Consider the following 26049-nt stretch of genomic DNA (forward strand, 5'->3'; position numbering starts at 1 on the left):
TGCCAAAAAGCTACAGCACGGCGTATGGGTCCCCGCGTGCCGCCTTCGCTAAAGCTTCGGCGAGCCCAATCGCCAAACCCCGGCGAAGCCTTGGCGAAGACGGGTCGCGGGGACGACGTGCGGCGAGCGCTGTTCGGATTGCTGGGCCTGATCGTCGTGTGGTTGGTCGGCACAGCCTCAGCCGAGGCCCACCCGCACGTCTGGATCACCGCGCGGAGCGAGGTGGTCTACGGCACCGACGGCGCGATGACGGGGGTGCGTCATGCCTGGACATTCGACGACATGTTCACGACTTACGCGCTGCAGGGTCTCACGACCAAGACCAAGGGCGTCTACACCCGCGAGGAACTGGCGCCGCTGGCACAGACCAATGTCGAATCGCTGAAGGAGTTCAATTTCTTCACCTTCGCCAAGGCCGACGGCAAGAAGGCAAAATTCAACGAGCCGACCGACTACTATCTCGAATACAAGGACAGCACGCTGACGCTGCATTTCGTGCTGCCGCTGAAGGCGCCGGTGGCGTCGAAGCAGCTCGCGCTGGAAGTGTTCGACCCTTCCTACTTCATCGACTTCAAGTTCGAGGACAAGGATCCGATCAAGCTGGTCGGCGCGCCGGCCGCGTGCCAGATGGAGTTTCAGCGGCCCAATGATGGGACTGCCAACGCCCAGCGGCTCAATGAGAACAATTTCATGAACGGCGACAATTCCAACTATGGCGCGATGTTCGCCAACAAGATCACGGTGAACTGCCCGTGAGGTCGATACCTGCAGGCCTTGCGCGAGGCATCGCACTCACGGCCGCGTCATTCGCGGCCGTCGTCGTTTTCGACGCTGCCATGAATACGCTGATGGCACAGAACCCGTTCGGCGGCTCGCGCCCGCCGGCCGAGCCGCAGGTCGGTGGCATCATCGGCTGGATTCTCGCCAAGCAATCCGAATTCTACCGCGAGATGTCCGCGACCATCCGCGCCGCCAAGTCGGACGGCAGCGCGGTCTGGACGCTGCTCGGGATTTCCTTTGCCTACGGCATCTTCCACGCCGCCGGCCCCGGCCATGGCAAGGCGGTGATCTCGTCCTATCTGGTCGCCAACGAAGAAACCGCGCGGCGCGGCATCGTGCTGTCGTTCGCCTCGGCGCTGCTGCAGGCGCTGGTGGCGGTCGCCATCGTCGCGGTGTTCGCCTGGCTGCTTTCCTCGACGGCGAAAACGATGTGTTCGGCGGAAAAGGCGATCGAGATCGCAAGTTATGGCCTGATCGCGGCGTTCGGTGCCCGGCTGGTCTGGACCAAGGGCGCCGGTTTCATGCGCGCGCTGCAGGCGAAGCCGGCGATGGCGGCGGCGCATCAACATGACCATCCTCATGATCACAGCCGCGATCATGACCATCACCACCACGATCATCACCACGGCCACGCGCATTCTCATGATCACGGCCATTCGCACGGCCACGACCACGTCCATGATGAACATTGCGGCCATTCGCATGGGCCGACACCGGACCAACTCGCCGGCCCCGGCGGCTGGCGCCGCGGCCTCGGCACGATCTTCGCGGTCGGCATGCGGCCTTGCTCGGGCGCTATCCTGGTGCTGGTGTTTTCGCTGGCGCAGGGCCTGTTCCTGGCCGGCATCGCCGCGACCTTCGTGATGGGCCTCGGCACCGCGATCACGGTCGCTGCCATCGCCATCATCGCCGTCTCGGCGAAGGGACTCGCGAAGCGCCTGAGCGCAGGCCGCGAAGGCGGCGGCACGCTCGTCATGCGCGGCATCGAATTCGGCGCCGCTGGCCTGGTGCTGCTGTTCGGTCTCGGCCTGTTGTTCGGCTACCTCGCCGCCGAACGCGCAACGTGTTTGTAGTTTTAGAACGTAGGGCGGATTAGCGAAGCGTAATCCGCCAATTCCCCGGGGCGCATTGGCGGATTACGCCTTGCGGCTAATCCGCCCTACGCATTCTCCGTCCGATCGGCTATGCAATCAGCGAACGCCGTAACGCCGAGTATCTCATGTCACGCGAGCAATTCTGGTTCTTCCACCCGTTCCGGGTGCGCTATTCCGAGATCGACGGCCAGGGCGTTGTCTTCAACGCGCATTATCTGACCTATTTCGACACCACCATCACGGAATATTTTCGCGCGCTCGGCTACGATCAATACGCCGACGCCAGGCAATCCGGCGTCGATTTCCACGTCGTGAAATCCGTGATCGAATACAAGGCGCCGGTCCGCTTCGACTGGGAGCTCGACGTCGGCGCGCGCGTGGCGCGGATCGGCAATTCGAGCATGACGTTCGAGCTCGCGATTTTCCTGAAGGGCGGGAGTGAGGCGTTGGTGACCGGCGAGATCGTCTGGGTGAATACCGACCAGCAGACCCATCGCCCGGTCCCGATATCGAAGGAGATACGGGATTTGATCGCGACGCGGGAGCGGCATTTGGTTGCGTGAGATTTGCGTCGCGAGACTCTATCGCTGTCATTGCGAGCGAAGCGAAGCAATCCATCCATCCCAGCGCTGAGGCATGGATTGCTTCGTCGCTTTGCTCCTCGCAATGACGCGGACCGACCGCGGCGCAGATGTCGTAACGCTATCGACCGTCGCGCGCGCCATGAGCGCAGCAGCGCAGCGCGATGTACCCGAACAACTATAGCCTCGGCGAGCGGCTCAGGCTATCCGTCGAAGAGAACTTATGCCTGAAGAACAGATCAAGCTTCACAGGTTCGCCGGTATCTCGCCAGAACAGTCTTTGACCGAGGCTGGCCGCCACCGCTAGGCGATGGTGGCCGCCGATTAGAGTATGGTCATCCGTTGCTTTGGCGATGACCTCGCCGGCTTCGTCAACGATGGTTTTCATGCGCCGCCTCCAATGCAACGCGCCGTCCGGCGCAGCCGCGATGGTACGCAAGCTATCCAACCTCGTGCCGGCTCCGTCGTTCCAACCTATGACGATCGAGGCTTGGTATGCGACATGCGCCACATCGCGCGATGTCCTTGTGTACGATGTGATGCATAATTTATCGCGGTGTGGTGAGTTCAAATATCTTCACACCGGCCGGTCCCCAGCCTTCGCGGCGGTAGCCCCAAACGACCCGGCGCTTCCATGGCAACGTGCCCTATGACCCCTTGCAAGGGTTCCTTCACCTTGATGCTGGGAACACCCGAACTGACTCTAGCCGCGGCTCGCATTGCGTTGAAAAGTCAGACCGCTGCTGCTGGGGGCCAAACGGAGATATCCGATGGGTGTGGCAGGCTTGCGCTTCGCGCATGTGAAAAGAACTCTCCGCGTCCGGGCGGCCCTTGTCGGGCTGCTGGAAGAGTTGCCGTTTATCTGCCCGGTGGTGGTCGCGATCGGCTCGCTGATCATGATCGTAATCCAGCTCTGCAAGGATTGGCCGCAGTGATACGGCCCGACCACCAACGCGCCCGCTCGATCATCTACCAAATTATCTCGATGTGAGCCGTGCCCGCCATTCCATCACCGATCGAGCCTCTTGATGGTGGGCACGCAGAGCCTGTCATCGGGCGCGCATTCGCGCGACCCGCTCGCAATGACGGTGAGAGAGCCGCATGAGCCCAACTCTACCCTACGCCGGCAGATATACCTTGATCGCCGGCATGAAGAAGATCGCGATGTTGATCGCAAATCCCAGGCTCCACAAGATCGAGCGCAGCGTCGGGCGGTCGCCGAGATAGGTGAAGACATAGGCAATCCGCACGATTACGAAGAGAATGGCGAGCTCGTCGATCAGGTGCTGCGGGCCCTGTCGAAACTCCGCCAGCAGCACGGCGGCCGCAAAGAACGGAAAGGCCTCGATGCCGTTCTGGTGCGCGCCGAGCGCGCGGGCGCGGATCGGGTCGGCGTAGAACGCGGAATCACGGGGTCTGGAATTGTCGAACCCGCGCCAGGCGGCCCATTTGACCGATCCGATCGTCAAAAGATACAGCAGCACCGTCCCGAAAACGCACCATTCGGCGATCGTCATGGGTTCCTCCCCCGGGCGTACTCGCACGCGTCCCCCGCGGCAATATTGCGAGCGTAGCGAACCGGCGGTTGTCTTGACAAGGATGGGGCAACGCGCGAAGCCATCGAGATCATGACCACGGTCATCCCCTTTGGAAATGCGAAGCCGGCGGCGGCGTCCCAGCCGCAGCGCATCGGCGTGCTGCTGGTCAATCTCGGTACGCCCGACACCGCCGACGCCGCCGGCGTGCGCGTCTACCTGAAGGAATTCCTCTCCGATCCCCGTGTGATCGAGGATCAGGGCCTGGTCTGGAAGCTGATCCTCAACGGCATCATTTTGCGCGTACGCCCGGGCCGCAAGGCGCGCGACTACCAGAAGATATGGAATGCCGAAAAGAACGAGTCACCGCTGAAAACCATCACGCGCTCGCAGGCCGAAAAGCTCACTGAAGCGATCGCCGACCACGACCATGTCGTGGTCGACTGGGCGATGCGCTACGGAAATCCGTCGATCCGCGCGCGTATCGATGCGCTGACCGCGCAGGGCTGCGATCGCCTCTTGGTGGTACCGCTCTATCCGCAATATTCCGCGGCGACCTCGGCGACCGTTTGCGACGAGGTGTTTCGGGTGCTGGCGGAAAAGCGCGCGCAGCCGACCCTGCGGGTGACGCCGCCCTACTATGACGACCCCGACTACATCGAAGCGCTCGCGGTCTCGATCAATGCGCACCTCAAGACATTGCCGTTCCAGCCCGAACTGATCGTCGCCTCGTTTCACGGCATGCCGCAGAAATATGTCGATCAGGGCGATCCCTATTATGTTCAGTGCGTTGCAACAACGGACGCGCTGCGCAAGCGCGTGGGGCTTGATGCCTCAAAGCTGCTGCTTACATTTCAATCACGTTTCGGCAATGACGAGTGGCTGCAGCCCTATACGGACAAGACCATCGAAAAGCTCGCGAAAGATGGCGTGAAGCGCATTGTCGTCGTCACCCCCGGCTTCGCCGCCGATTGCCTGGAGACGCTGGAAGAAATCGCGCAGGAGAATGCCGAGATCTTCAAGCACAATGGCGGCGAGCATTTTTCCGCGATTCCCTGCCTCAATGACAGCGAGGCTGGCATGGACGTGATCCGCCAGCTCGTGCTGCGCGAGCTTCAGGGCTGGATATAGCCCACCTAAAAACTTGCCGACATGTTGCCGCCGTTCGGGCGTGAGAACATCTGGTGGCCGCCCAACCGTTCCCTAGCTATATACCATAACAGAACAGCCGGCCTGAACCGGCGCCGCGGTGACGCTGACTCATGGTGAGAGGCGGCGTCCGGCAACGCATCACCTTGCCGCTCTGGAGGACTTTATGACTGGTTTCGATATTTTCGCGATCGCCTTCGTCCTGCTCGTCGTCGTCACGCTGTTCGCCGGGGTCAAGACGGTGCCGCAGGGCTATGACTGGACCATCGAGCGGTTCGGCAAATACACGCGGACGCTGTCGCCGGGGTTGAACCTGATCGTGCCCTATTTCGACCGTGTCGGCCGCAAGATGAACATGATGGAGCAGGTGATCAACATCCCCGAGCAGGAGGTGATCACCAAGGACAACGCCACCGTGACGGTGGACGGCGTCGCGTTCTTCCAGGTCTTTGACGCGGCGAAGGCGAGCTACGAGGTCGCCAATCTCGAGCAGGCGATCATCGTGCTGACCATGACCAACATCCGCTCGGTGATGGGCTCGATGGACCTCGACCAGGTGCTGTCGCATCGTGACGAGATCAATGAGCGGCTCTTGCGCGTGGTCGACGCCGCCGTCTCGCCCTGGGGCCTCAAGGTCAACCGCATCGAGATCAAGGATATCGTGCCGCCGGCCGATCTGGTCGAGGCGATGGGACGGCAGATGAAAGCCGAGCGCGTCAAGCGCGCCGACATCCTGCAGGCCGAGGGCCAGCGCCAGTCGGAAATCCTGCGTGCCGAAGGCGCCAAGCAGGGCCAGATCTTGCAGGCCGAAGGTCGCCGCGAAGCCGCGTTCCGCGACGCCGAGGCGCGCGAACGCCTGGCGGAGGCCGAAGCCAAGGCGACGCAGATGGTCTCTGAATCCATCGCCAAGGGCGACATTGCCGCGCTGAACTATTTTATCGCCGACAAATACATCAAGGCGTTCGGAAGTTTCGCGGAATCGCCGAACCAGAAGATCCTGATGATCCCGGTGGAGGCGACCAGCGTGCTGTCCTCGCTTGCCGGCATCGGCGAGATCGCCAAGGCGGCGTTCGGCGAGAGTTCGGCTTCGGCAACGGCCGCCGCGCGGCGGACCGGCTCGGTGCCGAGCACCGGCCCGACGCCGCCGCCGATCACGCCGCAGCCGTGAGGCCCGGTTAGCAAGATCACTTTGCTTGATGAGGTTCGTGTCATGGCCGATATGTTTTCCACCCTCGGCACCTGGAACTGGCTGATCTTCGGCTTCATCCTGATGGCGCTGGAATTGCTCGCGCCGGGTGTCTTCATCTTCTGGCTCGGGCTCGCGGCGCTGCTGGTCGGGCTTGTCTCGTTTGCCATGAACCCGTCCTGGCAGACGCAGCTTTTGATGTTCGCGATATTCGCGATCGCGGCAGTACCGGCCTGGCGCTACTTCGCGCGCAGCGCCGGAAGCAGCAGCCAGAGCCCGTTTCTCAACAACCGGACCAAGGCGCTGATCGGCCGCGAATTCACTTTGGACAAGCCGATCATCGACGGGACGGGCACGGTGCGGATCGACGACACGATCTGGCGCGTCGCCGGCCCCGACGCACCCGCCGGCAGCCGCGTCAAGGTGGTGCAGGCCGATGGCGCCAGCCTGACGGTGGCGATGGCTTGATGAACTCCCTCGCCCCGTTCTTCACGGGGTCGAGACAAGCGAAGCTTGCTCTTAGAGGGCAGGGGTGAGGGGCTCTCGCCGCGAATTCGGTGCGAGTTGATCGAACGTGACGAGGAAGAGGTCAGCTTCGCCTGCTCCAGCGCTCGGCAAAGCGATGCAGCGGCAGGAAGCTCTCCATCAGCTCCCGGCCGAGCGATGTCAGGCAATAGCCGTCGCCGGAAAGCAGCTCGACGAGGCCGGCCTCGCGCAGCTCCGAAAGGCGGGCCTGCATCACCGTCGGCGAGGCGTCGTCGCAGGCGGTGCGCAGCGCCCGCGAGGTCAGCGGGCCCTCGCGCAGCTCCCACACGATCCGCAAGGTCCAGCGGCGGCCGAGCAGGTCGAGCAGGGCCATGATCGGCCGCCCGGTCCGGGAGCCGCGGACGGCGCGTGGTTTGGTGGTGGCGGCCGGTTTCGGCATGGGAGACCCTCTTGCGTATCGCTACAAATAATGTAGCGTTGTGCTACGTTATTTGTAGCACAGGAGTTGGCCGTGTCCCAGACCTTGCCGCGCATCGCGCCGCTCGATCCGCCTTATGCACCTGATATTGCCGCGCAGTTCGACCGCATCATGCGCGGGGCGCCGCCGCTGATGCTGTTCCGCGTCGTCGCCGGCAGCGCCCGCGCCTGGGAGAAATTCACCGCCGGCGGCCTGCTCGACCGCGGGCCGCTGTCGTTACGCGAGCGCGAGATCGTCATCGACCGCACCTGCGCGCGGACGGGCTGCGAATATGAATGGGGCGTGCATGTCACGACATTCGCCGGGGCTGCGCGCCTGACGGAAGAGCAGGTCCGCGCCACCGTGACTGGCGCCGCCGATGCGGAATGCTGGTCAGCGGCCGAACAGGCCCTGATTGCCGCCGTCGATGCACTGCACGAGCGCGCCACGCTCGGTGATGCCGAGTTCGCCGCACTCGCGGCGCATTATGACGAGGCGCAGATATTCGAGATCATTCTGCTGTGCGGATTCTATCGCACGGTGTCGTATCTCGCGAATGGCCTGGCGCTGCCGCTGGAGGAGAAGGGCGCGCGATTTCCGCAGTGACGGAGTGGTAGGGTGGGCAAAGCGCAGCGTGCCCACCATCAAGCTGCGCATTCGGTGACAGATGGTGGGCACGGCGCAAGCGCGCCTTTGCCCACCCTACGGCACTGCGAAATTTCCAGTAAAGGCCTAACCCCGTCATTGCGAGCGAAGCGAAGCAATCCATTTCGCGGCATAACGGATAGGTGGATTGCTTCGTCGCGTTGTTCCTCGCAATGACGGGGGAGAGACCGCCCTACGCCACGCCCGCGCGCAAAAAGTCGTGCAGATGCACGATGCCGACCGGCTTGCTGCCGTCGGTCACGATCAAGGTCGTGATCTTCGAGGAATTGAGAATCTCCAGCGCCTCGCCGGCCATCACGTCGCGTGCGATCGTCTTCGGATTTTTGGTCATCACCTCGTCGACAGTCGCCGCCATCAGGTCGGGATGATCCATGTGGCGGCGCAAATCGCCGTCGGTGACGATGCCGGCGAGATGGCCGCGCGCATCGACGATGCCGACGCAGCCGAATCCCTTGGACGTCATCTCCACCAGCGCCTCGGACATTTTGGTGCCGAGCGGCTTCAGCGGAATCGATTCGCCGGAATGCATGAGGTCGCGGGCATATTTCAAGAGCGCGCCGAGCTTGCCGCCCGGATGCAGCACGCTGAAGTCGGTCGAGGTGAAGCCGCGGCCTTCGAGCAGCGCGATCGAAAGGGCATCGCCGAGCGCCAGCATCATCAGCGAGGAGGTGGTCGGCGCCAGGTTGTGCGGACAGGCCTCGCGCGCCTTCGGCAGCGTCAGGGCGATGTCGGCCGCCTTGGCGAGCGAGGATTCCCGATCCGCCGTCATCGCGATTACGGCAATCCGGAAGCGCTTGGCATACGTGATCAGGTTCTTCATCTCCGGCTGCTCGCCGGACCAGGACAGCGCCAGGATGACGTCCTCGGCCGTGATCATGCCGAGGTCGCCATGGCTCGCCTCGGCGGCATGGACGAAGAAAGCCGGCGTGCCGGTCGAGGCAAAGGTCGCGGCGATCTTGCGGCCGATATGGCCTGATTTGCCGAGCCCGGTGACGATCAGCCGTCCCTTGGCGTTCCGGATCAGGTCGGCGGCAGCGGTGAAGGGGGCGCGGAGGTCGGACTGCAGCGCTGCCGTCAGCGCGGCGATCCCGCTGCCCTCGGCGTCAAGCGTGCGCAGGGCCGACTGTACGGCGGATTGAGCGGGATCGGTGCCGGATGAATCTGTCATCAGCGGATGCGGATTGGCCATGTCTGTTCCAAGGGAGAAGGGCGCTACGCGCCAAAGCCGTCCATAGCATGGCTGCACCAGCGATGCGACGCGAGCGGACGCCCGCAACGGCTCATTAACCATAATTGTTTTAACTCCATTAACGACATGTTCCGGCCGAGGGTGCGGAGCATGCCAGCTAAGTGACTGTTTTGGTTGGAGTATATTTTTGGTGATGGCGAGGCCAGCAACGGCCCGGAACAGCCGCGCGCGCGTCCTGTGCGCCGTCTTGCCGTGCCTTGCGCTAATGGCCGTATCGGGAACCGTGGCGCAGGCGCAGACCGTCACCCCAGACCTGTTCAGCTCCCGCCGCACCGGCCAGACGGCGCCGCCGGATTCGCCGCTGCGCCGGACTGCGGCGGAAGTGAACGACCCGCTCACCAGCCCAAAACTCCCGGAGAACGAGCAGCCCGCGCCGCGGCGCGCCGGGCCGATCCCGAAATACGGCCTGCCGGCCGCGACCGGCGCTGCCGACACCGGCTACGACTCGCTCAACCGCAAGCGCAAGCAGCCAAAATATTATCCGGCGCAGCCAAGGCCGAAGCCGCCGATCGGGCCAGGCAGCCCGCCCCGGCCGGCGATCGCATCGAATACGTCACTGCGGCTTTCGATTCCGCCGTCGGAGTCGGCGCACAAGACGCCGATCCCGCCGGCGATGGCGGGCACAATCGTGGGACAGCCGCCGCGCAAGCGCCTCAAGGTCGACGACGATCCGTTCGGCGCGGTCGGCGACTATGCCGGCAGCTTCCTGATCAAATCCGCCGTCGAAGTCTCCGCCGGTTACGATACCAATCCCGGACGTCTGGCTGCGGAGCAAGGCAGGCCGGTCTACGTGGTCGCGCCGGAGTTTCTGGCGGTCTCCGACTGGGAACGCCACGCTTTGGTCGCCGACCTCCGCGGCTCCTTCACCGGCTACACCAGCAATCTGACGCCGAACGCGGACGGCACGCCGCTGTCGGCGCCGCTCGATATCGACCGGCCGAATTTCATCGGCCATGTCGATGGGCGCCTCGACGTCAGTCGCGATACGCGGCTGACTGCGCAGGGGCGCCTGTTCCTCTCGACCGACAATCCCGGCAGCCCGAACGTGCAGGCGGGCCTCGCCAGATATCCTGTTTACACCACGGTGGGCAGCACGATCGGCGTCGACCAGAGCTTCAACCGCCTGCAGGTGTCCGCCGGCGCTACCGTTGACCGCACCGACTACACCAACTCGAAGCTGACAGACGGCACCTCCAGCACCAACGACGACCGCAACTTCACCCAGTACGGCGGCGTCGGCCGCGTCAGCTATGATCTGAAGCCCGGCATCAAGCCGTTCGTGGAAGTGCAGGGTGATAGCCGCGTGCATGACCTCAGGCTCGACCGCGCCGGCTTTGCGCGCGACTCCGCGGGCGGCTACGCCAAGGGCGGCACCAGTTTCGAATTCTCGCGGCTGCTGACCGGCGAAATCGCCGTCGGCTACGCCATGCGCGACTATGTCGATGTCAGGCTCAATCGCCTTGAAGGCCTGCTCGTCTCGTCCTCGCTGGTGTGGACCGCGACGCCGCTGACCACGGCCAAATTCTATTCCGACACCACGATCACCGAGACCACGCTGCCGGGCACCTCGGGCGTGCTGACGCACATCTACACCGTCGAGGTCGACCACGACTTCCGCCGCTGGCTGACGACGATCGGAAAATTCACCTGGGGCACGCTCGACTACCAGGGCAATCCGCGGCGCGACAAGATCTTCACGGTGTCGGGCGAAGCCATCTACAAGATGAACCGCAACCTCTGGCTCCGCGGCACGCTGCGCCGCGACTGGCTGGAGTCGAATTTGCCGGGGAATAGCTCGGCGTCGACGGTGATGATGCTAGGGGTGCGGGTACAGAATTGAGGAGCCACAAGGAAGCTGTCATGCCCCGCGCAGGCGGGGCATCCAGTACGCTGCGGCTTATCGACTCAAAGTAAAGGCCTCTGGAATACTGGATCGCCCGCCTTCGCGGGCGATGACAGTCGTGTAGGAGGAGACAGCTTCACCGCGGCAGCGTCGTCGTCCCCATCAGATATTGATCGATCGCCCGCGCGCACAGGCGGCCCTCGCGGATCGCCCAGACAACCAGCGACTGGCCGCGGCGCATGTCGCCGGCGGAGAACACGTTGGGCAGCGAGGTATGGTAGTCGTGCGTGTTGGCGCGGACATTGCCGCGCTGGTCGAGGTCGACGCCGAGCGTCTTCAGCATGCCCTCGTGCACGGGATGCACAAAACCCATGGCGAGCAGCACGAGCTGGGCATCGAGCTCGAACTCGGTGCCGGGCAGCGGCTTGAACTTGTCGTCGACCTTGACGCAATGCAGCTTCTGCACCTTGCCGTCGACGCCGGAAAATTTTTGCGTCAGCACGGCGAATTCGCGGGCGGCGCCTTCGGCCTGGCTCGACGAGATCCGCATCTTCAGAGGCCAGTTCGGCCAGGTGATGCCTTTGTTTTCATGTTCGGGCGGGGCCGGCATGATCTCGAGCTGGGTCACGGACTTCGCGCCCTGCCGGAACGAGGTGCCGATGCAGTCCGAACCGGTGTCGCCGCCGCCGATCACGACGACGTGCTTGCCGCCCGCCAAAATATCCTTGGCGTCGCCGAGCGGCTCGGAGGAAACCCGGCGGTTCTGCTGCGGCAGAAAATCCATCGCAAAGTGGATGCCGTCGAGCTCGCGGCCGGGGATCGGCAGGTCGCGGCCGGCTTCGGCGCCGCCGGTCAACGCCACCGCGTCGTACTGGTTGAGCAGCTCGCGCGGATCGATCGCGCCTTGCGAGGTGCCGCCGACATGGACGCCGTAATGGAACGTGACGCCCTCGGCCTCCATCTGCGCCACGCGGCGATCGATGACGTGCTTTTCCATCTTGAAGTCGGGAATGCCGTAGCGAAGCAATCCGCCGGCCTTGGCGAATTTCTCGTAGACATGGACGTCATGCCCGGCACGCGCGAGCTGCTGCGCGGCGGCAAGGCCGGCAGGGCCGGAGCCGACGATCGCGACCTTCTTGCCGGTCTTTGCCGCAGGGATTTCGGGCTTCAGCCAGCCATTGTCCCAGGCGCGATCGACGATGGCGCATTCGATGGTCTTGATGGTGACCGGGTTGTCGTCGATGTTGAGCGTGCAGGAGGCCTCGCACGGCGCCGGGCAGATGCGGCCGGTGAATTCGGGGAAATTGTTGGTCGAGTGCAGGTTGCGCGAGGCCTCTTCCCAGTTGCCCTGATAGACGAGGTCGTTGAAGTCGGGGATCTGGTTGTTGACCGGACAGCCGGGCGTTCCCGGCGCCACCGAGCCGGTGCCGTGGCAATAGGGGATGCCGCAGTTCATGCAGCGCGCGGCCTGGTCGCGGGTGTCCTTCTCGCTCAGGGGAATGACGAATTCGCGATAATGCTTCAAACGATCGGCGACCGGCGCATACTTGCGTTCATTGCGGTCGATCTCGAGAAAACCTGTGATCTTGCCCATTAAACCTGATGCCCCTGCATCTTGCGTTCGTTTGTTTCGTCCTGCCTCCGTCATTGCGCGGAGCGCTGGCGACGAAGCAATCCATGGTTCGGCTTGGGGAGCGATGGATTGCTTCGCTGCGCTCGCAATGACGGGCTTGTTGTGATCAAGCCCCGATCGCGATTTTCGGCTCGGCGTCGGCGTTCGCCTTCATTTCCTTCAGCGCGCGGCGGTATTCCACCGGCATCACCTTGCGGAATTTCGGCAGCCAGGCCTTCCAGTTCGCGAGGATCTCGGCGGCCTTCTTCGAGCCGGTCAGCTTGGCGTGGCGCGTGATCAGGATGTGCAGCCGCTCGATATCGGACTCCAGCAGATTGGCGAACACATCGACCCGGCCATGCGCCTCGAGATCGCCGGAGTGATTGTAGGTGCCGGCGTTGATCAGCTCTTCCGACAGCACCGGCTCGAGTTCGACCATCGAGAGGTTGCAGAGCTTTTCGAAATCGCCGGCCTCGTCCAGCACGTAGGCGATGCCGCCCGACATGCCGGCCGCGAAGTTGCGGCCGGTCTTGCCGAGCACGACGACGATGCCGCCGGTCATGTATTCGCAGCAATGATCGCCGGCGCCTTCGACCACCGCGACCGCACCGGAGTTACGCACAGCAAAGCGCTCGCCGGCGATGCCGCGGAAATAGCATTCGCCCTCGATCGCACCGTACATCACCGTGTTACCGACGATGATGGATTCTTCCGGCACGATGCCGGAATTCCGGGGCGGCTTGACGATGATGCGACCGCCGGACAGGCCCTTGCCGACATAGTCGTTGCCTTCGCCTTCGAGATCGAAGGTGACGCCGCGCGCCAGCCACGCGCCGAATGCCTGGCCCGCGGTGCCCTTCAGGCCGACATGAATGGTGTCATGCGGCAGTCCGGCATGGCCGTAGATTTTTGCGACCGCGCCCGACAGCATCGCGCCCGCGGAGCGGTCGGTGTTGTTGATCTCTTCCTCGATTTTGACCGGCGCGCCGCGGTCGAGCGCGGCCTGCGCCTTCTCGATCAGGCGGCGGTCCAGCACCTTCTCCAGATGATGGTTCTGCGGCTCGGCATGATAGATCTTCTGGCCCTTCTCTTCCTTCTGCCGCACGAACAGCTTTGAGAAATCGAGGCCCTTGGCTTTCCAGTGCGCCACCAACTTGGACTGGTCGAGCATCTGGGTCTGGCCGACCATCTCGTCGAACTTCTTGTAGCCGAGCGAAGCCATGATCTCGCGGACTTCCTCGGCGACGAAGAAGAAGTAATTGATGACGTGCTCGGGCTGGCCGGTGAAGCGCTTGCGCAGCACCGGATCCTGGGTCGCGACGCCGACCGGGCAGGTGTTGAGATGGCACTTGCGCATCATGATGCAGCCGGCCGCGATCAAGGGCGCGGTGGCGAAGCCGAACTCGTCGGCGCCCAAGAGCGCGCCGATCACGACGTCGCGCCCGGTGCGGAAGCCGCCGTCGACCTGCACCACGATGCGGCTGCGCAGCCGCTCGCGGACCAGCGTCTGGTGGGTTTCGGCAAGGCCGATTTCCCAGGGGCTGCCGGCATGCTTGATCGAGGTGAGGGGAGACGCGCCGGTACCGCCCTCGAAGCCCGCGATGGTGACATGGTCGGCGCGCGCCTTGGCAACGCCCGCGGCCACGGTGCCGACGCCGATTTCGGAGACCAGCTTGACCGAGACCTGGCCGTCCGGATTGACGTTCTTGAGGTCGTAGATCAGCTGCGCCAGATCCTCGATCGAATAGATGTCGTGATGCGGCGGCGGCGAGATCAGGCCGACGCCGGGCGTCGAATGCCGCACGCGGGCGATGGTCGCGTCGACCTTGTGGCCGGGCAACTGGCCGCCTTCGCCGGGCTTGGCGCCCTGCGCCATCTTGATCTGCATCATGTCGGAGTTGACGAGGTATTCCGTCGTCACGCCGAAGCGGCCCGAGGCGACCTGCTTGATCGCCGAACGCATCGAATCGCCGTTCGCCATCGGCTTGAAGCGATCGGCCTCTTCGCCGCCTTCGCCGGTGTTCGACTTGCCGCCGATCCGGTTCATGGCGATCGCGAGCGTGGTGTGCGCCTCGCGCGAGATCGAGCCGAAGCTCATCGCGCCGGTGGCGAAGCGCTTGACGATTTCGGAGGCAGGCTCGACCTGGTCGAGCTTCACCGGCTTGCGCTTCTCGTCGTCGGCGGTCTTGATCCGGAACAGGCCGCGCAGCGTCAGCAGCCGCTCGGACTGCTCGTTGAGGATCTTTGCGAACGCGCGGTAGCGCTCCTGCGAATTGCCGCGCACGGCATGCTGCAGCGTGGAGACGGACTCGGCCGTCCAGGCATGGTCCTCGCCGCGGGTGCGGTAAGCATATTCACCGCCGACGTCGAGCGCGGTCTTGTAGACCTGTGCTTCGCCGAACGCGTCGGCATGGCGGCGCGCGGTTTCCTCGGCGATTTCGGCGAGGCCCACGCCCTCGATACGGGTGTGGGTGCCGGCGAAATACTTGGCGACGAAATCGGCCTTCAGCCCGACGGCGTCGAAGATCTGCGCGCCGCAATAGGACTGATAGGTCGAGATGCCCATCTTGGACATCACCTTGAGCAGGCCCTTGCCGATCGACTTGATGTAGCGCTTGACGATTTCATAATCGTCGAGCGCGCCCGGCAGGCGGTCCTTCATCGCGATGATGGTTTCGAACGCCAGGTAGGGATTGATCGCTTCGGCGCCGTAGCCGGCCAGGCACGCAAAATGATGCACCTCGCGCGGCTCGCCTGATTCGACGACGATGCCCACCGAGGTGCGCAGGCCGGTGCGGATCAAATGGTGATGCACGGCGGCGCAGGCGAGCAGCGAGGGGATCGGAATCCGGTCGGTGCCGGCCATGCGGTCTGACAGGATGATGATGTTGACGCCTTCGCGCACCGCTCCTTCCGCGCGTGCGCAGAGTTCGTCGAGCACCTGCTCCATCCCCGCCGCGCCGAAGCCGGCATGGAAGGTGGTGTCGAGCGTGCGCGACTTGAAATGGGTGTCGGCAACATCCGAGATCGAACGGATCTTTTCCAGGTCCGCATCGGTCAGGATCGGCTGGCGCACTTCGAGCCGCTTGGTCGAAGCCATGCCCTGCAGGTCGAACAGGTTCGGCCGCGGCCCGATGATCGAGACGAGGCTCATCACCAGCTCCTCGCGGATCGGATCGATCGGCGGGTTGGTGACCTGCGCGAAGTTCTGCTTGAAGTAGGTGAAAAGCGGCTTCGGCCGGTCCGACAGCGCCGAGATCGGCGTGTCGTTGCCCATCGAGCCGGCGGCTTCCTCGCCGGTCGCCGCCATCGGCGTCATCAGGATGTTGATGTCTTCCTGCGAATAGCCGAATGCCTGCTGCCGGTCGAGCAGCGGCAGATTCGAGCGCATGCCCTTGACGGGCGCATCAGGCAATTCCTCCAGCACGAGCTGGGTGCGATGCAGCCAGTCGCTGTAGGGATGGCTCTTGGCCAGATCAGCCTTGATCTCGTCGTCCGGGATCAGCCGTCCCTGATCGAGGTCGACCAGCAGCATCTTGCCGGGCTGCAGCCGCCACTTGGTAACGATCTGGTCCTCGGGAATCTTGAGCACGCCCATTTCGGACGCCATCACGATGCGGTCGTCCTTGGTGACGAGATAGCGCGCCGGACGCAAGCCATTGCGGTCGAGCGTCGCGCCGATCTGGCGGCCGTCGGTGAAGGCGATGGCGGCGGGGCCGTCCCACGGCTCCATCAGCGCGGCGTGATATTCGTAGAAGGCGCGGCGCTGCTCGTCCATCAACGGATTGCCGGCCCACGCTTCCGGAATCATCATCATGACCGCGTGCGGCAGCGAATAGCCGCCCTGCACCAGGAATTCCAGCGCGTTGTCAAAGCAGGCGGTGTCGCTCTGGCCTTCATAGGAGATCGGCCAGAGACGGCTGATGTCCTTGCCGTAGAGCTCCGAATGTACGGACGCCTGGCGCGCCGCCATCCAGTTGACGTTGCCGCGCAGCGTGTTGATCTCGCCGTTGTGGGCGATCATCCGGTACGGATGCGCCAGCGACCAGGTCGGGAAGGTGTTGGTCGAGAAGCGCTGATGCACCAGCGCCAGCGCGCTCTCGAAATCCTTCTCATGCAGGTCGGGATAGTACTTGCCGAGCTGGTCGGCGAGGAACATGCCCTTGTAGATCAAGGTGCGGCACGACAGCGAGACCGGGTAATAGCCGGCCATGCCGCGGTCGCGGCGCTGATAGATCGCCTGCGAGATCGACTTGCGCAAGATGTAGAGCCGGCGCTCGAACTCTTCGTCGGTCTTCGCCGTGCCGTTGCGGCCGATGAACACCTGCATGTGGTAGGGCTCGGTCGGCTTGACGGTGACGCCGAGCGAGGCGTTGTCGGACGGCACGTCGCGCCAGCCGAGCAGCAGGAGGCCTTCTTCCTTGATCTGGTCGGCGATGATGCTCTGGATCACCTTTCGCCACGCCGTCTCCTTCGGCATGAACAGCGCGCCGATCGCGTAGTGGCCCGGCTCCGGCAGCTCGAAGCCGATCTCGGCGGCCTTGCGGACAAAGAAGGCGTGCGGGATCTGCACCAGAATGCCGGCGCCGTCGCCGGCGCGCGGATCGGCGCCGACGGCACCGCGATGCTCGAGGTTGCAGAGAATGTTGAGCGCGTCGGAGACGATCTGGTGCGACTTCCGGCCCTTGATATTGGCGATGAAGCCGACGCCGCAGGAATCCTTCTCCAGGCTGAGGTCATACAGGCCCTCGGCCGGCGGGCGCCAATCATGCTCGCGGCGAGAATCCTCAGGCAGCGTGTCGGCCGGTTTCGAAGCCGCGGTCGCCGACAGGGTTTCTGCCACGATGTTTTCGCGCTCGAATTCCGACCCGCTCATTTCATTCCTCTCAAAAAAGGCTAAAGGGCCTCACCGCATCGTCGGCGCACCTTGGACGCTTGCGGCACCCACCGGGCCACCGCTCGTCCGCCGCGAGCCGCAATTTCTTAAATTCAGGCTTTCCCGTTCAACGTCCCTGAGGAACGGCCTTGCCTGCACTGCCCTGGAGCTCGTGGCGCCACGGTTTCGTTGCAATCCCTGTGCCGGGACAGCTCCGCAATTGAGACAGTGATACTGTCCTAACTTCGACCATGCCAAATTTTTCTCTATCACACAAGCGCGTGAAAGTCCTCGCCCGCATGCGGATTCGGGCCTCGCAGCCGGGGAAAAGCTGCCGGGCAGGGCCTTGCGGCAGCAGCGTGCCCCGATCTGGCCCAAGGACCGCCGGATTTCCTAACGAAATTCGCCGCGGGTCAACGGGCGAGAGAGCGAAATGCTCCCGCCAGGGCCCGGCGGCTGCGGGGCTTACAGGAGCTTTCGATAATGAAGTTGTTCACGGGATCTTTGGCGGCGGGACTGGTCCTTTTGGCGGGCAGCGCGCAGGCGCAGGTAGCTGGGCGCTACACGGCGGCGTCGGATTTCGATGCGCCATACGCGGTGGCTCCGCCGGTGGTCCATGGGCCGCGCTACGCCCCGGGTCCGGATTACGTACCCGGCCCGCAATACGGCTACGCCCCCGGTCCCGGCCTGTTGCCGTCAACGGAAGTCTATTCCGTGCTGCGCGACAACGGCTTCTCGCCGCTCGGCATCCCGCGGCTGCGTGGCTTCGTCTATACGATCTCGGCGATCGACAGGGGCGGCGAGGACGGCCGGCTGGTGATCGACGCCCGCAACGGCCGGATCATCCGCTTCGTGCCCTACCGTACGGGCGACAATTTCTTCGAAGACCAGAGCGCGCTGCGCCCGCCGCCGGCCGCTCCAGTGCCGCCAGCCGGCACGCAGGCTCACGTCCAGCCCGCGACACCGGCGGCCCCTGTCCAGGCCGCACCGCGGCCGTCAAAGCCGGCCGCGCAGGTGGCGAGCCGAACAGTGCCGATGCCGAAGGCCAGCCCGGTCGCTGCCAAGCCTGCGCCGGCGCCGGTCCAGCAGGCCGCGGTGCCCGCACCGAAGCCGACCGAGACACAGGCCGCGGCTGCACCGGCTGCGACCGGGACCATTCCGGACAAGTCCGCGCCGCAGATCGCGCCGACCAAGGATATGCCGAACGTGCAGGGGTTGGAGTAAAGCTTCCATCGTCGCCCCTGCGAAGGCAGGGGCCCATACCGCGTGATCTATCAATCAGAGCGATATGACAGACGCCTCTCGCAAAACCACAGCCGGTGGTTATGGGTCGACAGCAATATCAGAACCGCCTCGGTCTTCCGGGGCGTTTTCTTTGCTCCAGCTATTCGTGCTGGCCCGTGGCAGCCAGGATGAGATCGGCGACCTTGTCGGGCTGCGACACCAGCGACAGGTGGCCGGCATCCAGCTCGACCGTCGTTGCGTTCATCCGCTTGGCAAGAAAGCGTTCGAGATCGGGATTGATCGTGTCGTCCTGCTTCGACACGGCATACCAGCTCGGCTTGCTGCGCCAGGCGGCGGCGGTGGTGCGGCCGGCGAACAGCGAGGCTGCGGTCGGCTCCTGCACGGCGTAGAGCACTTCCGCGGTCTTCCGGTCGACGCCATTGGCGAAATATTTCAGGAATGCATCCTCGGACAGTTTGGTGAAGCCGTCATGCTCCTGAACGCCGGCGCGCGCCGGGCCCGTCGGAAACTTCTGTGAGAGCGCGACGAAATCCTCGCCCGCGTCGGGGGCGCGCGCCGCGATATAGACCAGCCCCGTGACCTTCGGGTCGTTGCCGACTTCGCTGATGACAGTGCCGCCCCAGGAATGCGCCACCAGCACGGTCGGACCATCCTGCTGCGCCAGCGCGCGGCGCGTGGCGGCGACCGAGTCTTCCAGCGAGGTCAGCGGATTCTGGACCGCGGTGACGTGAAGCCCGGCCGCCTGCAGCCGCGGAATAACTTTTGACCAGCTGGATCCGTCGGCCCAGGCGCCGTGCACCAGCACGACGTTCTTGATCTTTTCAGGCGCGGCAGCGAGCGCCGGCGCGGTTTGCGCGCCGAGCGATCCGGCAAGAAGGGCGGCAACGACTGTCAGTGTTCGCAAGGTTTTCATCGATCTGCTCCGTATCTGGTTGTCCCGGCTCGTTGGCAATTTCGATGGGAGCAGCAGCATCGTTACGGTCGTCACGCCGACGTGATGCACCTTTACGACGAGAATGCGGACCAGATGGCGCGCAAAAAAACGCCCCGGTTTCCCGGGGCGTTTTCGCATTCAGCCAATATCTGCTGAACGGCTGGCCGCCGTTACGCGGCGACGGAAGCGTCGACCACCTGCGGGGCCTGCGCGCCCGAGCTGATCGGAATGCTGCGCGGCTTCTTGGCCTCGGGGATCTCGCGGACGAGATCGACATGGAGCAGGCCGTTCTCGAGCGAAGCGTTCTTCACCTGCACGAAATCGGCAAGCTGGAAGACGCGCTCGAAGGCGCGCGCGGCGATGCCGCGGTAGAGCACTTCGGATTTGTCCTTGCCGTTCTCATTGGCGGTCTTCTCGCCCTTGATCGTCAGCGTATTTTCCTTCGCGACGATCGAAAGCTCGCCTTGCGAGAAGCCGGATACCGCAACGCTGATGCGGTAGGCGTTCTCGCCGGTGCGCTCGATATTGTAGGGCGGATAACCGGGGCTGCCGTCGGAGGTCACCTGGTCGAGCAGATTGAAGAAGCGGTCGAAGCCGACGGTGGAACGATAAAACGGGGTGAGATCATAGGTACGCATAGATAGTCCTCCATTGAGCGACTGTTTCAATTACCCGCCCGCCATCGGGCCGGGCCGTAGTCCGTGCAGCCTCAGTTTTTCGGAGCCTTCCGTTTCGGGTCCGAAACACTGGTAGCGGCCTGCACAGAAATGATATGGGAGGGGTGAAATGGCGTTCAAGAGGGGCGAAACGGGCCCCTTTTTGCGCCCCCGCCTTGATTTCCAGCCTTTTTCACCTATTCGGTTCCCGTCATGACGCTCGTCTCGATCCCCGCCAACCCGGTTCCGGAGGACGTCGTCTCGGGTACCATCAAGACGCCCGATGGGGCGGAACTGCGGTTCGCGCGCTGGGCGCCGCCGGCCGGGCGCAAGGGCACGGTCTGCGTCTTCACCGGGCGCAGCGAGCCGATCGAGAAATATTTCGAGACAGTGCGCGACCTGCGCGACCGCGGCTTTGCGGTGGCGATGATCGACTGGCGCGGGCAGGGTCATTCCTCGCGCCGGCTGCGCGATCCGCGCAAGGGTTATGTCCGCGACTTCTCCGATTACGAGGTCGACGTCGAAACCTTCGTGCAGCAGGTGGTGCTGCCGGATTGCCCGCCGCCCTTTTTCGCGCTGGCGCATTCGATGGGCGGCGCCGTGATGCTGAGGATCGCGCATGCCGGAAAGCGCTGGTTCGACCGCATGGTGCTGTCGGCGCCGATGATCGACCTGCCGGGGCGCACGACTGCATTTCCGGCGCGGGCACTGCTGCGCGTGATGCGGCTGATGGGGCAGGGCGGCCGCTACGTGCCCGGCGGCGGCGATAAGTTGACCGGCACGGAATCCTTCATCAACAATCCCTTCACCAGCGATCCCGTGCGCTACGCGCGCAACGCCGCAATCTTCGAGGAAGATCCGACGCTTGGCCTCGGCTCACCGACGGTAGCCTGGGCCGATACCGCGTTCCGGGCGATGAATACGTTTCGCGGCATGAACTACCCATCGGAAATCCGCCAGCCGATCCTGATGCTGGCCGCCAGCAACGACAGCATCGTGTCGACCGCCGCGATCGAGGAGTTCGCCTATCACCTGCGCGCCGGCTCGCACCTCGTCATCGCCGGCTCCAAGCATGAAATCCTGCAGGAGCAGGACCGCTACCGCAGCCAATTCTGGGCGGCGTTCGACGCCTTCGTGCCGGGCACGCCGCTGTTCAAGTGATGTTCTGGCATCCGTGTGCGTTCCCCGGATGCTGCGCAGCGCCATAAGCGCGTTCACGCGCGTCTTCGACGCGCTATGGTTGGCGGCGTGGTGCGCTGCTGATCCGGGGTCTATCCGCTGAGGCGTGGGTCCCGGCTCTGCGGAGCAGCGTTTCACACTGCACCGCGTCCCGGGACATGAGAGCTTATGTTTTAGGAGCCGCAGGCTTCGGCAACCTTGCCGTGATGCGCTCGGGCAGCCGCCGCTCGATGAACAGCATTCTGACTTCGGCGACGCTGAGATAGCGTGCCTCGCCTTCGCCCTTGCCGAGGATTTTCAGCAGCACCGGCCACTCGCCCTTCATCAGGATCGGGAAGTACCAGCGCGCCGCGTCGCCGTCGCGCTTGATATTGGCCGCCATGAAGGCCTCGATTTCCTTTGCTGTCAGGCCGGTCTCGATGCCGCCTGCAGGATCCTTGCAGTCCTTGCCGAAGCTGGCGAGCCGCTCGATCTGGTCTTCGTGAACCTTGGCCTCGGCGTCGAGAATGCGCGAGCCGCCACCATGCTTGTCGAGCGGGCCGTTGCGCAGTTCGTCGAGCAGGGCACCCGAGGTCGCGCTCTTGAACACGCTCACCGGGCCGAGGCCGTTGGCGATGCCGGCAACCATCCGCGTTTCGATGTGCACCTTGGTCAGGGCGGAGCCGGTCTCGCCGCTGGCACATCCGACCATCTCGGCAAGCTGCGACAGCGGCACGACGTGGCCGCCGACATAACCGCCCGCGACCAGCGCACGCAGGAACGGGCAAGGATTGTTAGTTGAGACCGGAAATTGCCCGGCGAGCGCGGTGCCAATCGCATGATCCGACATGGTTCAAAATCCTCAAAGGCGCCGAATATGAAAATGGCCCGTCCGCGGCGCGGAGCGAGTGACGGTTCTGAAAAAGGAAATTCGGCGAGGCGCTACTTCAGGGTGTAGGCAAGTCTTGGCGGAATTCGCCGCCGTGTCAACCGACCGCCTCACACGTGCTCAGGAATCCGCGGCAAGCTTCGGTGAGGACTCGACGAGCGCAAGCCTGCTGAAGGGGACGCCCGCCTTCACCAGGCCATCGCGATAATGTGCGACGTCGGCCGCCGACTTCCAGCGGAAGTTCCGCAGGTGCCGGTCGACGGTCAGGGTCGGATAGTTGCTCAAGAGCACCTCGGCCGCGCTCACCGCTTCGGCGGTGCGTCCCAATTGCGCGAACGCCGCCGCGCGTATCGCGAGCGCCTGAAGATGGTTGGGATTCATATAAAGCTGTTCACGTGCCCAGGACAGCGAGGCGTCATACTGTCCGAGCAGGTAATGCGCGAATGCATTGACGGCCGCCCATTGATAGCGGGGATCGTTGCTGCCGCTCTGTGCCGCCATCGTGAACAGCTCGATGGCGTTGCGGTGTTCACCGGAAACCAGATGACACACGCCGAGCACGCCGCGCGCGCCCATGTCGTAGGGATTGAGTGACACCGCCCGCTTTCCTGCGTCCATCGCCGCCTCGAAATTTCCTTCTGCGGCATGCACGTAGGCGAGAATCTGGAACGCAAAGGACGAACGGGGATCGAGCCGGACGCTGCTCTCCGCTAGGCTCATCGCGGCATCCCATACTTCGCGCGTACCTTTGATCCATCCAAGCTGCATGCCCTGGACAAGGACGGTGGCGAGATAGGCGCGCGCGATCGAGAGCGTCGGATCGAGCGCGATCGCTTCCTTGAACAGCCCGATCGAGGTTTCGACGTCGGCCTGGGTCTGCAGATAGTAGTAGGACAGCCCCTTGAGGAACCGATCCCAGGCGGTGATGTCGTTGGACGAGGAGCGCGGCGGTGCGGAGGCCTCCGCCCGATAGATCTCGGCTGCGATCGCCGCCGACAGGCTGGTGGTGAGCTCGTCCTGCATCGCAAAGAGGTCGCCGATATCGCGGTCGAACCGGCCGGTCCATAATTGCTCGCCGTTCTCGGGCGCGATCAACTCGGCGGTGACGCGGATCTTGTTGGGCGAGCGGCGCACGGACCCCTGAATCAGGTAGGTGGCGTCGATCTCGCGCGCGATCAGGCGCGTGCTCACGTTCTTGCCCTTGAACGAGAAGGTCGAGGGCCGGCTCAGCACCCGGTAGAACGATTGCAGCGAAAGCGCGTGGATCAGGTCCTCGGTCAGCCCATCGGCAAAATACTCGTCGGCGCTTTCGCTCAGATTGGCGAATGGGAGTACGCCCACGATCGCGGTGCGATACTGGGCGGGCAGGTTGGTGGCCGATGTCTCCTTGGGCGCTGGGGCGCCGGCATCGGCGCCGTCGGGCTGCCAGGTCCAGACATGGATCGGCTCCTCGATATTCTTGAACCGGTGGGGACCGGCATCGACGAAGGTGACGCTGAGACGCTTGCCGGCCTCGTGACAGGCCTTGCTGGAAACCGCCACGCCGCCGGGGGCGGCGACCGATTCGAGGCGGACGGCGATATTGACGTCGTCGCCGAACACCTCGTCCTCGTCGGCCATCACGTCGCCCATGTGGATGCCCATGCGGAACTGCATGATGCGATCGGACGGCAGATGCTCGTTCCGTTCCGCCATCACCATCTGCATGGCCACCGCAGCCTCGATCGCCCCGACGATGGAGGGAAATTCCAGAAGAAAGCCGTCGCCGGTGTTCTTCACCAGGCGGCCGCCGTGATTGAGGATGATCGGATAGATCGCGGTGCGATGGGCCTTGAACGTGGCGTGCGTTCCCGCCTCGTCGGCCCCCATCATGCGGGAATAGCCGGCGACGTCAGCGCAGACGATGGCTGCCAGGCGTCTTTCCATGTCCCCTTTATATCCCCAACTGCGCCGGAATGCGCAGCATAACCACTACGCGCTCAGTCGACCAATTCCAATGTTTATAAAATATGCGCATTCTGGTGGAAGGCCGATTTGCCATGATAGTACTGCAATCCTTCCAGATTGGCATGCGCGCCATTGGTCTCACACGAAAGGGAACCCGTTAACGATGGCGGAAGCGCTCGGCATTCACGAACTATGGCTGTTTGTCATCTCGGGGCTGCTGCTCAACATCACCCCGGGGCCGGATACGGCCTACATTATCGGCCGCAGCATCCAGTTCGGCTGGCGTGGCGGGGTGGCGGCGGCGACCGGGATCTGCGCCGGCTGTCTCGTGCACGTGTTTGGCGCGGCCATCGGCCTGTCGGCGCTGCTGATGGCCTCGTCCGCCGCCTTTACTGTCCTGAAATGGGTCGGCGCCGCCTACCTGTTGTTCACCGGCGTGCAGATGTTGCTGTCGCGATCGCGGCCGCTGGCGGAGGCTGCCTCAGCCGGCGGCGAAGCGTCGCTTGCCTGTGTGTTCTGGCAGGGCGCGCTGACCAACGTGCTCAATCCGAAGGTGGCGCTGTTCTTTCTGGCATTCCTGCCGCAGTTCGTGGCGGCGGAGTCTGCCCACAAGACGCTGGCCTTCCTGGCGCTCGGCCTGATCTTCATCACCAGCGGCACGTTGTGGTGCTTTTGCATCGCCGCCTTCGCGGCCCGCGCCGCCGGCCGCATCCGGGAGTCGGCCGGTGCGGTGGCCTGGGTCAACCGCGCGCTCGGCGGGCTGTTCGTCTATCTCGGCATCCGCGTGGCGATGCTGGAGGCGCGCTAGACACCGACCAACTTCGCGAGTGCATTGCCGGCAAGGTAGAGCCCCAGGGCAATCATGCCGATCTGAAACCAGCGCCGGAAAGTTTCCGGCTGCAATCGCGCGCGTGCCGCCTGCCCAATGAACATGCCGATGAACGAGCACGCCAGCGCGACTGCACCCGGCAGTGCGCTTGCCGCCGTCAGCAGGCCTTCACTGGTGAGGTTGAAGCCAAGCGCCAGCGTCGCAACGGTGAAGAACACGCCGAGCGCCTGGATCAGCTCGTCCTTCTCCATGCCGATCGCCTGCAGGAACGGCACCGAGGGAATCACCTGCACGCCGGTTGCCGCGGAAACCATGCCGGTGATGACGCCGACAACGCCGCCCACCCATTTTTCGTTGTGGCGCTCGATGCTGATATGCAGCTTGCAGAGACCGATGACGGCATTGAGCACCAGCAACAAGCCGAGTGCGATCGTGGTGTAGCGTGCGTAGGGACCGGTCAGCGATCCGGCGTTCAGCCAGATGCCCACGACGGTTCCGATCAGCAGCGGCCATAGCCGACGGAGGATGTCGCGAAGATAGGGGCCGCCGAATGTCTGCCAGATATTGGTGACGATCGCGGGAACAATCACGATGGCGATCGCCTGGCCCGGCGGCATCGATATCGCGAGCAGGCCCATTGCCACCGTGGGCAGGCCGAGCCCGAGAGCTCCCTTGACGAAGCCGGCCAGCAGCAGGGCGGCGGCGATGAAAGGCAGTGCGGAATCGAACATGCCGGCGACATTGACCGATCGCGATTATCGGCACAATCTGGAGATTACGGAGACAGCCTTCGGTAAAGTCGAAGTCAGGTGATGACGTCTTCGTCATTGCGAGGAGCGGAAGCGACGAGGCAATCCATTTATCCGTTGTGCCGCGC

General features: G+C 64.0%; 23 protein-coding genes. 12 read left to right on the forward strand and 11 right to left on the reverse strand.

Annotation, left to right across the window (positions count from 1 at the left end; genetic code table 11):
* Positions 1–117 precede the first annotated feature (117 nt).
* From QA643_RS05270 to QA643_RS05280, 3 genes are all read left to right on the forward strand, one after another.
* Positions 118–756: a DUF1007 family protein gene (locus QA643_RS05270; protein WP_283034718.1), complete on the forward strand. Its 639-nt coding sequence runs from the start codon at positions 118–120 to the stop codon at positions 754–756.
* Positions 747–1853 carry a nickel/cobalt transporter gene (locus tag QA643_RS05275; RefSeq protein WP_283034719.1) on the forward strand — a complete coding sequence of 369 codons (1107 nt, stop codon included), beginning with the start codon at positions 747–749 and terminating at the stop codon, positions 1851–1853. Before QA643_RS05270 ends, QA643_RS05275 begins: the two co-directional genes overlap by 10 nt.
* Before the next feature lie 146 nt (positions 1854–1999).
* Entirely contained in the window at positions 2000–2437 is a 438-nt protein-coding gene (locus QA643_RS05280; RefSeq protein ID WP_283032143.1) for a thioesterase family protein, read from the forward strand.
* Positions 2438–2633: 196 nt separating this feature from the next.
* On the opposite strand, the gene QA643_RS05285 is transcribed toward QA643_RS05280, so the two are convergent.
* Positions 2634–2843: a hypothetical protein gene (locus QA643_RS05285; RefSeq protein ID WP_283032144.1), complete on the reverse strand. Its 210-nt coding sequence runs from the start codon at positions 2841–2843 to the stop codon at positions 2634–2636.
* 382 nt (positions 2844–3225) lie between these two features.
* Here QA643_RS05285 and QA643_RS05290 point away from each other — a divergent pair, with 382 nt between their 5' ends.
* Complete coding sequence (locus QA643_RS05290; protein WP_283032145.1) at positions 3226–3390, forward strand: hypothetical protein; 165 nt, start codon at positions 3226–3228, stop codon at positions 3388–3390.
* A gap of 183 nt (positions 3391–3573) precedes the next feature.
* On the opposite strand, the gene QA643_RS05295 is transcribed toward QA643_RS05290, so the two are convergent.
* The gene (locus QA643_RS05295; RefSeq protein ID WP_283032146.1) at positions 3574–3972 is read right to left on the reverse strand and encodes an MAPEG family protein; all 399 of its coding nucleotides are present in this window, start codon (positions 3970–3972) and stop codon (positions 3574–3576) included.
* A 111-nt stretch (positions 3973–4083) separates the two neighbouring features.
* On the opposite strand from QA643_RS05295, the gene hemH reads away from it, so the two are divergent.
* The 3 genes from hemH to QA643_RS05310 all read left to right on the forward strand — a co-directional run bounded on the left by hemH (position 4084) and on the right by QA643_RS05310 (position 6793).
* Positions 4084–5121, forward strand: a complete 1038-nt coding sequence (gene hemH, locus QA643_RS05300; protein ID WP_283032147.1) for a ferrochelatase — start codon at positions 4084–4086, stop codon at positions 5119–5121.
* Positions 5122–5305: 184 nt separating this feature from the next.
* Positions 5306–6307, forward strand: a complete 1002-nt coding sequence (locus tag QA643_RS05305; RefSeq protein WP_283032148.1) for an SPFH domain-containing protein — start codon at positions 5306–5308, stop codon at positions 6305–6307.
* Between the two features lie 42 nt (positions 6308–6349).
* On the forward strand, positions 6350–6793 hold the full coding sequence (locus QA643_RS05310; protein WP_283032149.1) for an NfeD family protein: 444 nt from the start codon (positions 6350–6352) through the stop codon (positions 6791–6793).
* Positions 6794–6914: 121 nt separating this feature from the next.
* Here QA643_RS05310 and QA643_RS05315 read toward each other — a convergent pair whose 3' ends face one another.
* Positions 6915–7250 carry a helix-turn-helix domain-containing protein gene (locus QA643_RS05315; RefSeq protein WP_283032150.1) on the reverse strand — a complete coding sequence of 112 codons (336 nt, stop codon included), beginning with the start codon at positions 7248–7250 and terminating at the stop codon, positions 6915–6917.
* A 72-nt stretch (positions 7251–7322) separates the two neighbouring features.
* Between QA643_RS05315 and QA643_RS05320 the strand changes: the two genes are divergently transcribed.
* Positions 7323–7874: a carboxymuconolactone decarboxylase family protein gene (locus QA643_RS05320; RefSeq protein ID WP_283032151.1), complete on the forward strand. Its 552-nt coding sequence runs from the start codon at positions 7323–7325 to the stop codon at positions 7872–7874.
* Positions 7875–8106: 232 nt separating this feature from the next.
* Here the strand turns inward: QA643_RS05320 and QA643_RS05325 are convergent, their stop codons facing one another.
* The gene (locus QA643_RS05325) at positions 8107–9123 is read right to left on the reverse strand and encodes a KpsF/GutQ family sugar-phosphate isomerase (RefSeq protein WP_283032152.1); all 1017 of its coding nucleotides are present in this window, start codon (positions 9121–9123) and stop codon (positions 8107–8109) included.
* A 193-nt stretch (positions 9124–9316) separates the two neighbouring features.
* On the opposite strand from QA643_RS05325, the gene QA643_RS05330 reads away from it, so the two are divergent.
* On the forward strand, positions 9317–11023 hold the full coding sequence (locus QA643_RS05330; protein ID WP_283032153.1) for an outer membrane beta-barrel protein: 1707 nt from the start codon (positions 9317–9319) through the stop codon (positions 11021–11023).
* Positions 11024–11162: 139 nt separating this feature from the next.
* Here the strand turns inward: QA643_RS05330 and QA643_RS05335 are convergent, their stop codons facing one another.
* Entirely contained in the window at positions 11163–12620 is a 1458-nt protein-coding gene (locus QA643_RS05335) for a glutamate synthase subunit beta (RefSeq protein WP_283032154.1), read from the reverse strand.
* A 145-nt stretch (positions 12621–12765) separates the two neighbouring features.
* Entirely contained in the window at positions 12766–17514 is a 4749-nt protein-coding gene (gene gltB / locus QA643_RS05340) for a glutamate synthase large subunit (RefSeq protein WP_283032155.1), read from the reverse strand.
* Between the two features lie 483 nt (positions 17515–17997).
* Here gltB and QA643_RS05345 point away from each other — a divergent pair, with 483 nt between their 5' ends.
* Positions 17998–18738, forward strand: a complete 741-nt coding sequence (locus QA643_RS05345) for a hypothetical protein (RefSeq protein WP_283032156.1) — start codon at positions 17998–18000, stop codon at positions 18736–18738.
* A gap of 160 nt (positions 18739–18898) precedes the next feature.
* On the opposite strand, the gene QA643_RS05350 is transcribed toward QA643_RS05345, so the two are convergent.
* Both QA643_RS05350 and QA643_RS05355 read right to left on the reverse strand, forming a co-directional pair.
* Entirely contained in the window at positions 18899–19672 is a 774-nt protein-coding gene (locus tag QA643_RS05350; RefSeq protein ID WP_283032157.1) for an alpha/beta hydrolase, read from the reverse strand.
* A 191-nt stretch (positions 19673–19863) separates the two neighbouring features.
* Positions 19864–20331 (reverse strand): Hsp20 family protein, encoded by a 468-nt coding sequence (locus QA643_RS05355; RefSeq protein WP_283032158.1) that lies wholly within the window; start codon positions 20329–20331, stop codon positions 19864–19866.
* A gap of 231 nt (positions 20332–20562) precedes the next feature.
* Here QA643_RS05355 and QA643_RS05360 point away from each other — a divergent pair, with 231 nt between their 5' ends.
* A complete protein-coding gene (locus tag QA643_RS05360) occupies positions 20563–21510 on the forward strand; it encodes an alpha/beta hydrolase (RefSeq protein ID WP_283032159.1) in 948 nt (315 codons plus the stop codon).
* Positions 21511–21694: 184 nt separating this feature from the next.
* Here QA643_RS05360 and QA643_RS05365 read toward each other — a convergent pair whose 3' ends face one another.
* The gene (locus tag QA643_RS05365; protein WP_283032160.1) at positions 21695–22357 is read right to left on the reverse strand and encodes a hypothetical protein; all 663 of its coding nucleotides are present in this window, start codon (positions 22355–22357) and stop codon (positions 21695–21697) included.
* Between the two features lie 159 nt (positions 22358–22516).
* Entirely contained in the window at positions 22517–24322 is a 1806-nt protein-coding gene (locus QA643_RS05370) for an adenylate/guanylate cyclase domain-containing protein (protein ID WP_283032161.1), read from the reverse strand.
* Positions 24323–24506: 184 nt separating this feature from the next.
* On the opposite strand from QA643_RS05370, the gene QA643_RS05375 reads away from it, so the two are divergent.
* Positions 24507–25151, forward strand: coding sequence for a LysE family translocator (locus QA643_RS05375; RefSeq protein ID WP_283032162.1), 645 nt, complete (start codon positions 24507–24509; stop codon positions 25149–25151).
* On the opposite strand, the gene QA643_RS05380 is transcribed toward QA643_RS05375, so the two are convergent.
* Positions 25148–25903 carry a sulfite exporter TauE/SafE family protein gene (locus QA643_RS05380; RefSeq protein ID WP_283032163.1) on the reverse strand — a complete coding sequence of 252 codons (756 nt, stop codon included), beginning with the start codon at positions 25901–25903 and terminating at the stop codon, positions 25148–25150. The two genes, QA643_RS05375 and QA643_RS05380, sit on opposite strands and share 4 nt — an antisense overlap.
* Positions 25904–26049: the final 146 nt, after the last annotated feature.

The organism is Bradyrhizobium sp. CB3481 (genome assembly GCF_029714305.1).
Lineage (GTDB): Bacteria > Pseudomonadota > Alphaproteobacteria > Rhizobiales > Xanthobacteraceae > Bradyrhizobium.

Excerpts from the sequence above, each read along its gene's own strand:
- QA643_RS05370 (WP_283032161.1), bottom strand. The coding sequence starts at position 24,322 with ATGGAAAGACGCCTGGCAGCCATCGTCTGCGCTGACGTCGCCGGCTAT.
- QA643_RS05280 (WP_283032143.1), top strand. The coding sequence starts at position 2,000 with ATGTCACGCGAGCAATTCTGGTTCTTCCACCCGTTCCGGGTGCGCTAT.
- QA643_RS05380 (WP_283032163.1), bottom strand. The coding sequence starts at position 25,903 with ATGTTCGATTCCGCACTGCCTTTCATCGCCGCCGCCCTGCTGCTGGCC.
- gltB (WP_283032155.1), bottom strand. The coding sequence starts at position 17,514 with ATGAGCGGGTCGGAATTCGAGCGCGAAAACATCGTGGCAGAAACCCTG.
- QA643_RS05360 (WP_283032159.1), top strand. The coding sequence starts at position 20,563 with ATGACGCTCGTCTCGATCCCCGCCAACCCGGTTCCGGAGGACGTCGTC.
- QA643_RS05285 (WP_283032144.1), bottom strand. The coding sequence starts at position 2,843 with ATGAAAACCATCGTTGACGAAGCCGGCGAGGTCATCGCCAAAGCAACG.
- QA643_RS05315 (WP_283032150.1), bottom strand. The coding sequence starts at position 7,250 with ATGCCGAAACCGGCCGCCACCACCAAACCACGCGCCGTCCGCGGCTCC.
- QA643_RS05310 (WP_283032149.1), top strand. The coding sequence starts at position 6,350 with ATGGCCGATATGTTTTCCACCCTCGGCACCTGGAACTGGCTGATCTTC.
- QA643_RS05290 (WP_283032145.1), top strand. The coding sequence starts at position 3,226 with ATGGGTGTGGCAGGCTTGCGCTTCGCGCATGTGAAAAGAACTCTCCGC.
- QA643_RS05325 (WP_283032152.1), bottom strand. The coding sequence starts at position 9,123 with ATGGCCAATCCGCATCCGCTGATGACAGATTCATCCGGCACCGATCCC.
- QA643_RS05350 (WP_283032157.1), bottom strand. The coding sequence starts at position 19,672 with ATGAAAACCTTGCGAACACTGACAGTCGTTGCCGCCCTTCTTGCCGGA.
- QA643_RS05375 (WP_283032162.1), top strand. The coding sequence starts at position 24,507 with ATGGCGGAAGCGCTCGGCATTCACGAACTATGGCTGTTTGTCATCTCG.
- QA643_RS05365 (WP_283032160.1), bottom strand. The coding sequence starts at position 22,357 with ATGTCGGATCATGCGATTGGCACCGCGCTCGCCGGGCAATTTCCGGTC.
- QA643_RS05345 (WP_283032156.1), top strand. The coding sequence starts at position 17,998 with ATGAAGTTGTTCACGGGATCTTTGGCGGCGGGACTGGTCCTTTTGGCG.
- QA643_RS05330 (WP_283032153.1), top strand. The coding sequence starts at position 9,317 with ATGGCGAGGCCAGCAACGGCCCGGAACAGCCGCGCGCGCGTCCTGTGC.
- QA643_RS05355 (WP_283032158.1), bottom strand. The coding sequence starts at position 20,331 with ATGCGTACCTATGATCTCACCCCGTTTTATCGTTCCACCGTCGGCTTC.
- QA643_RS05295 (WP_283032146.1), bottom strand. The coding sequence starts at position 3,972 with ATGACGATCGCCGAATGGTGCGTTTTCGGGACGGTGCTGCTGTATCTT.
- hemH (WP_283032147.1), top strand. The coding sequence starts at position 4,084 with ATGACCACGGTCATCCCCTTTGGAAATGCGAAGCCGGCGGCGGCGTCC.
- QA643_RS05335 (WP_283032154.1), bottom strand. The coding sequence starts at position 12,620 with ATGGGCAAGATCACAGGTTTTCTCGAGATCGACCGCAATGAACGCAAG.
- QA643_RS05305 (WP_283032148.1), top strand. The coding sequence starts at position 5,306 with ATGACTGGTTTCGATATTTTCGCGATCGCCTTCGTCCTGCTCGTCGTC.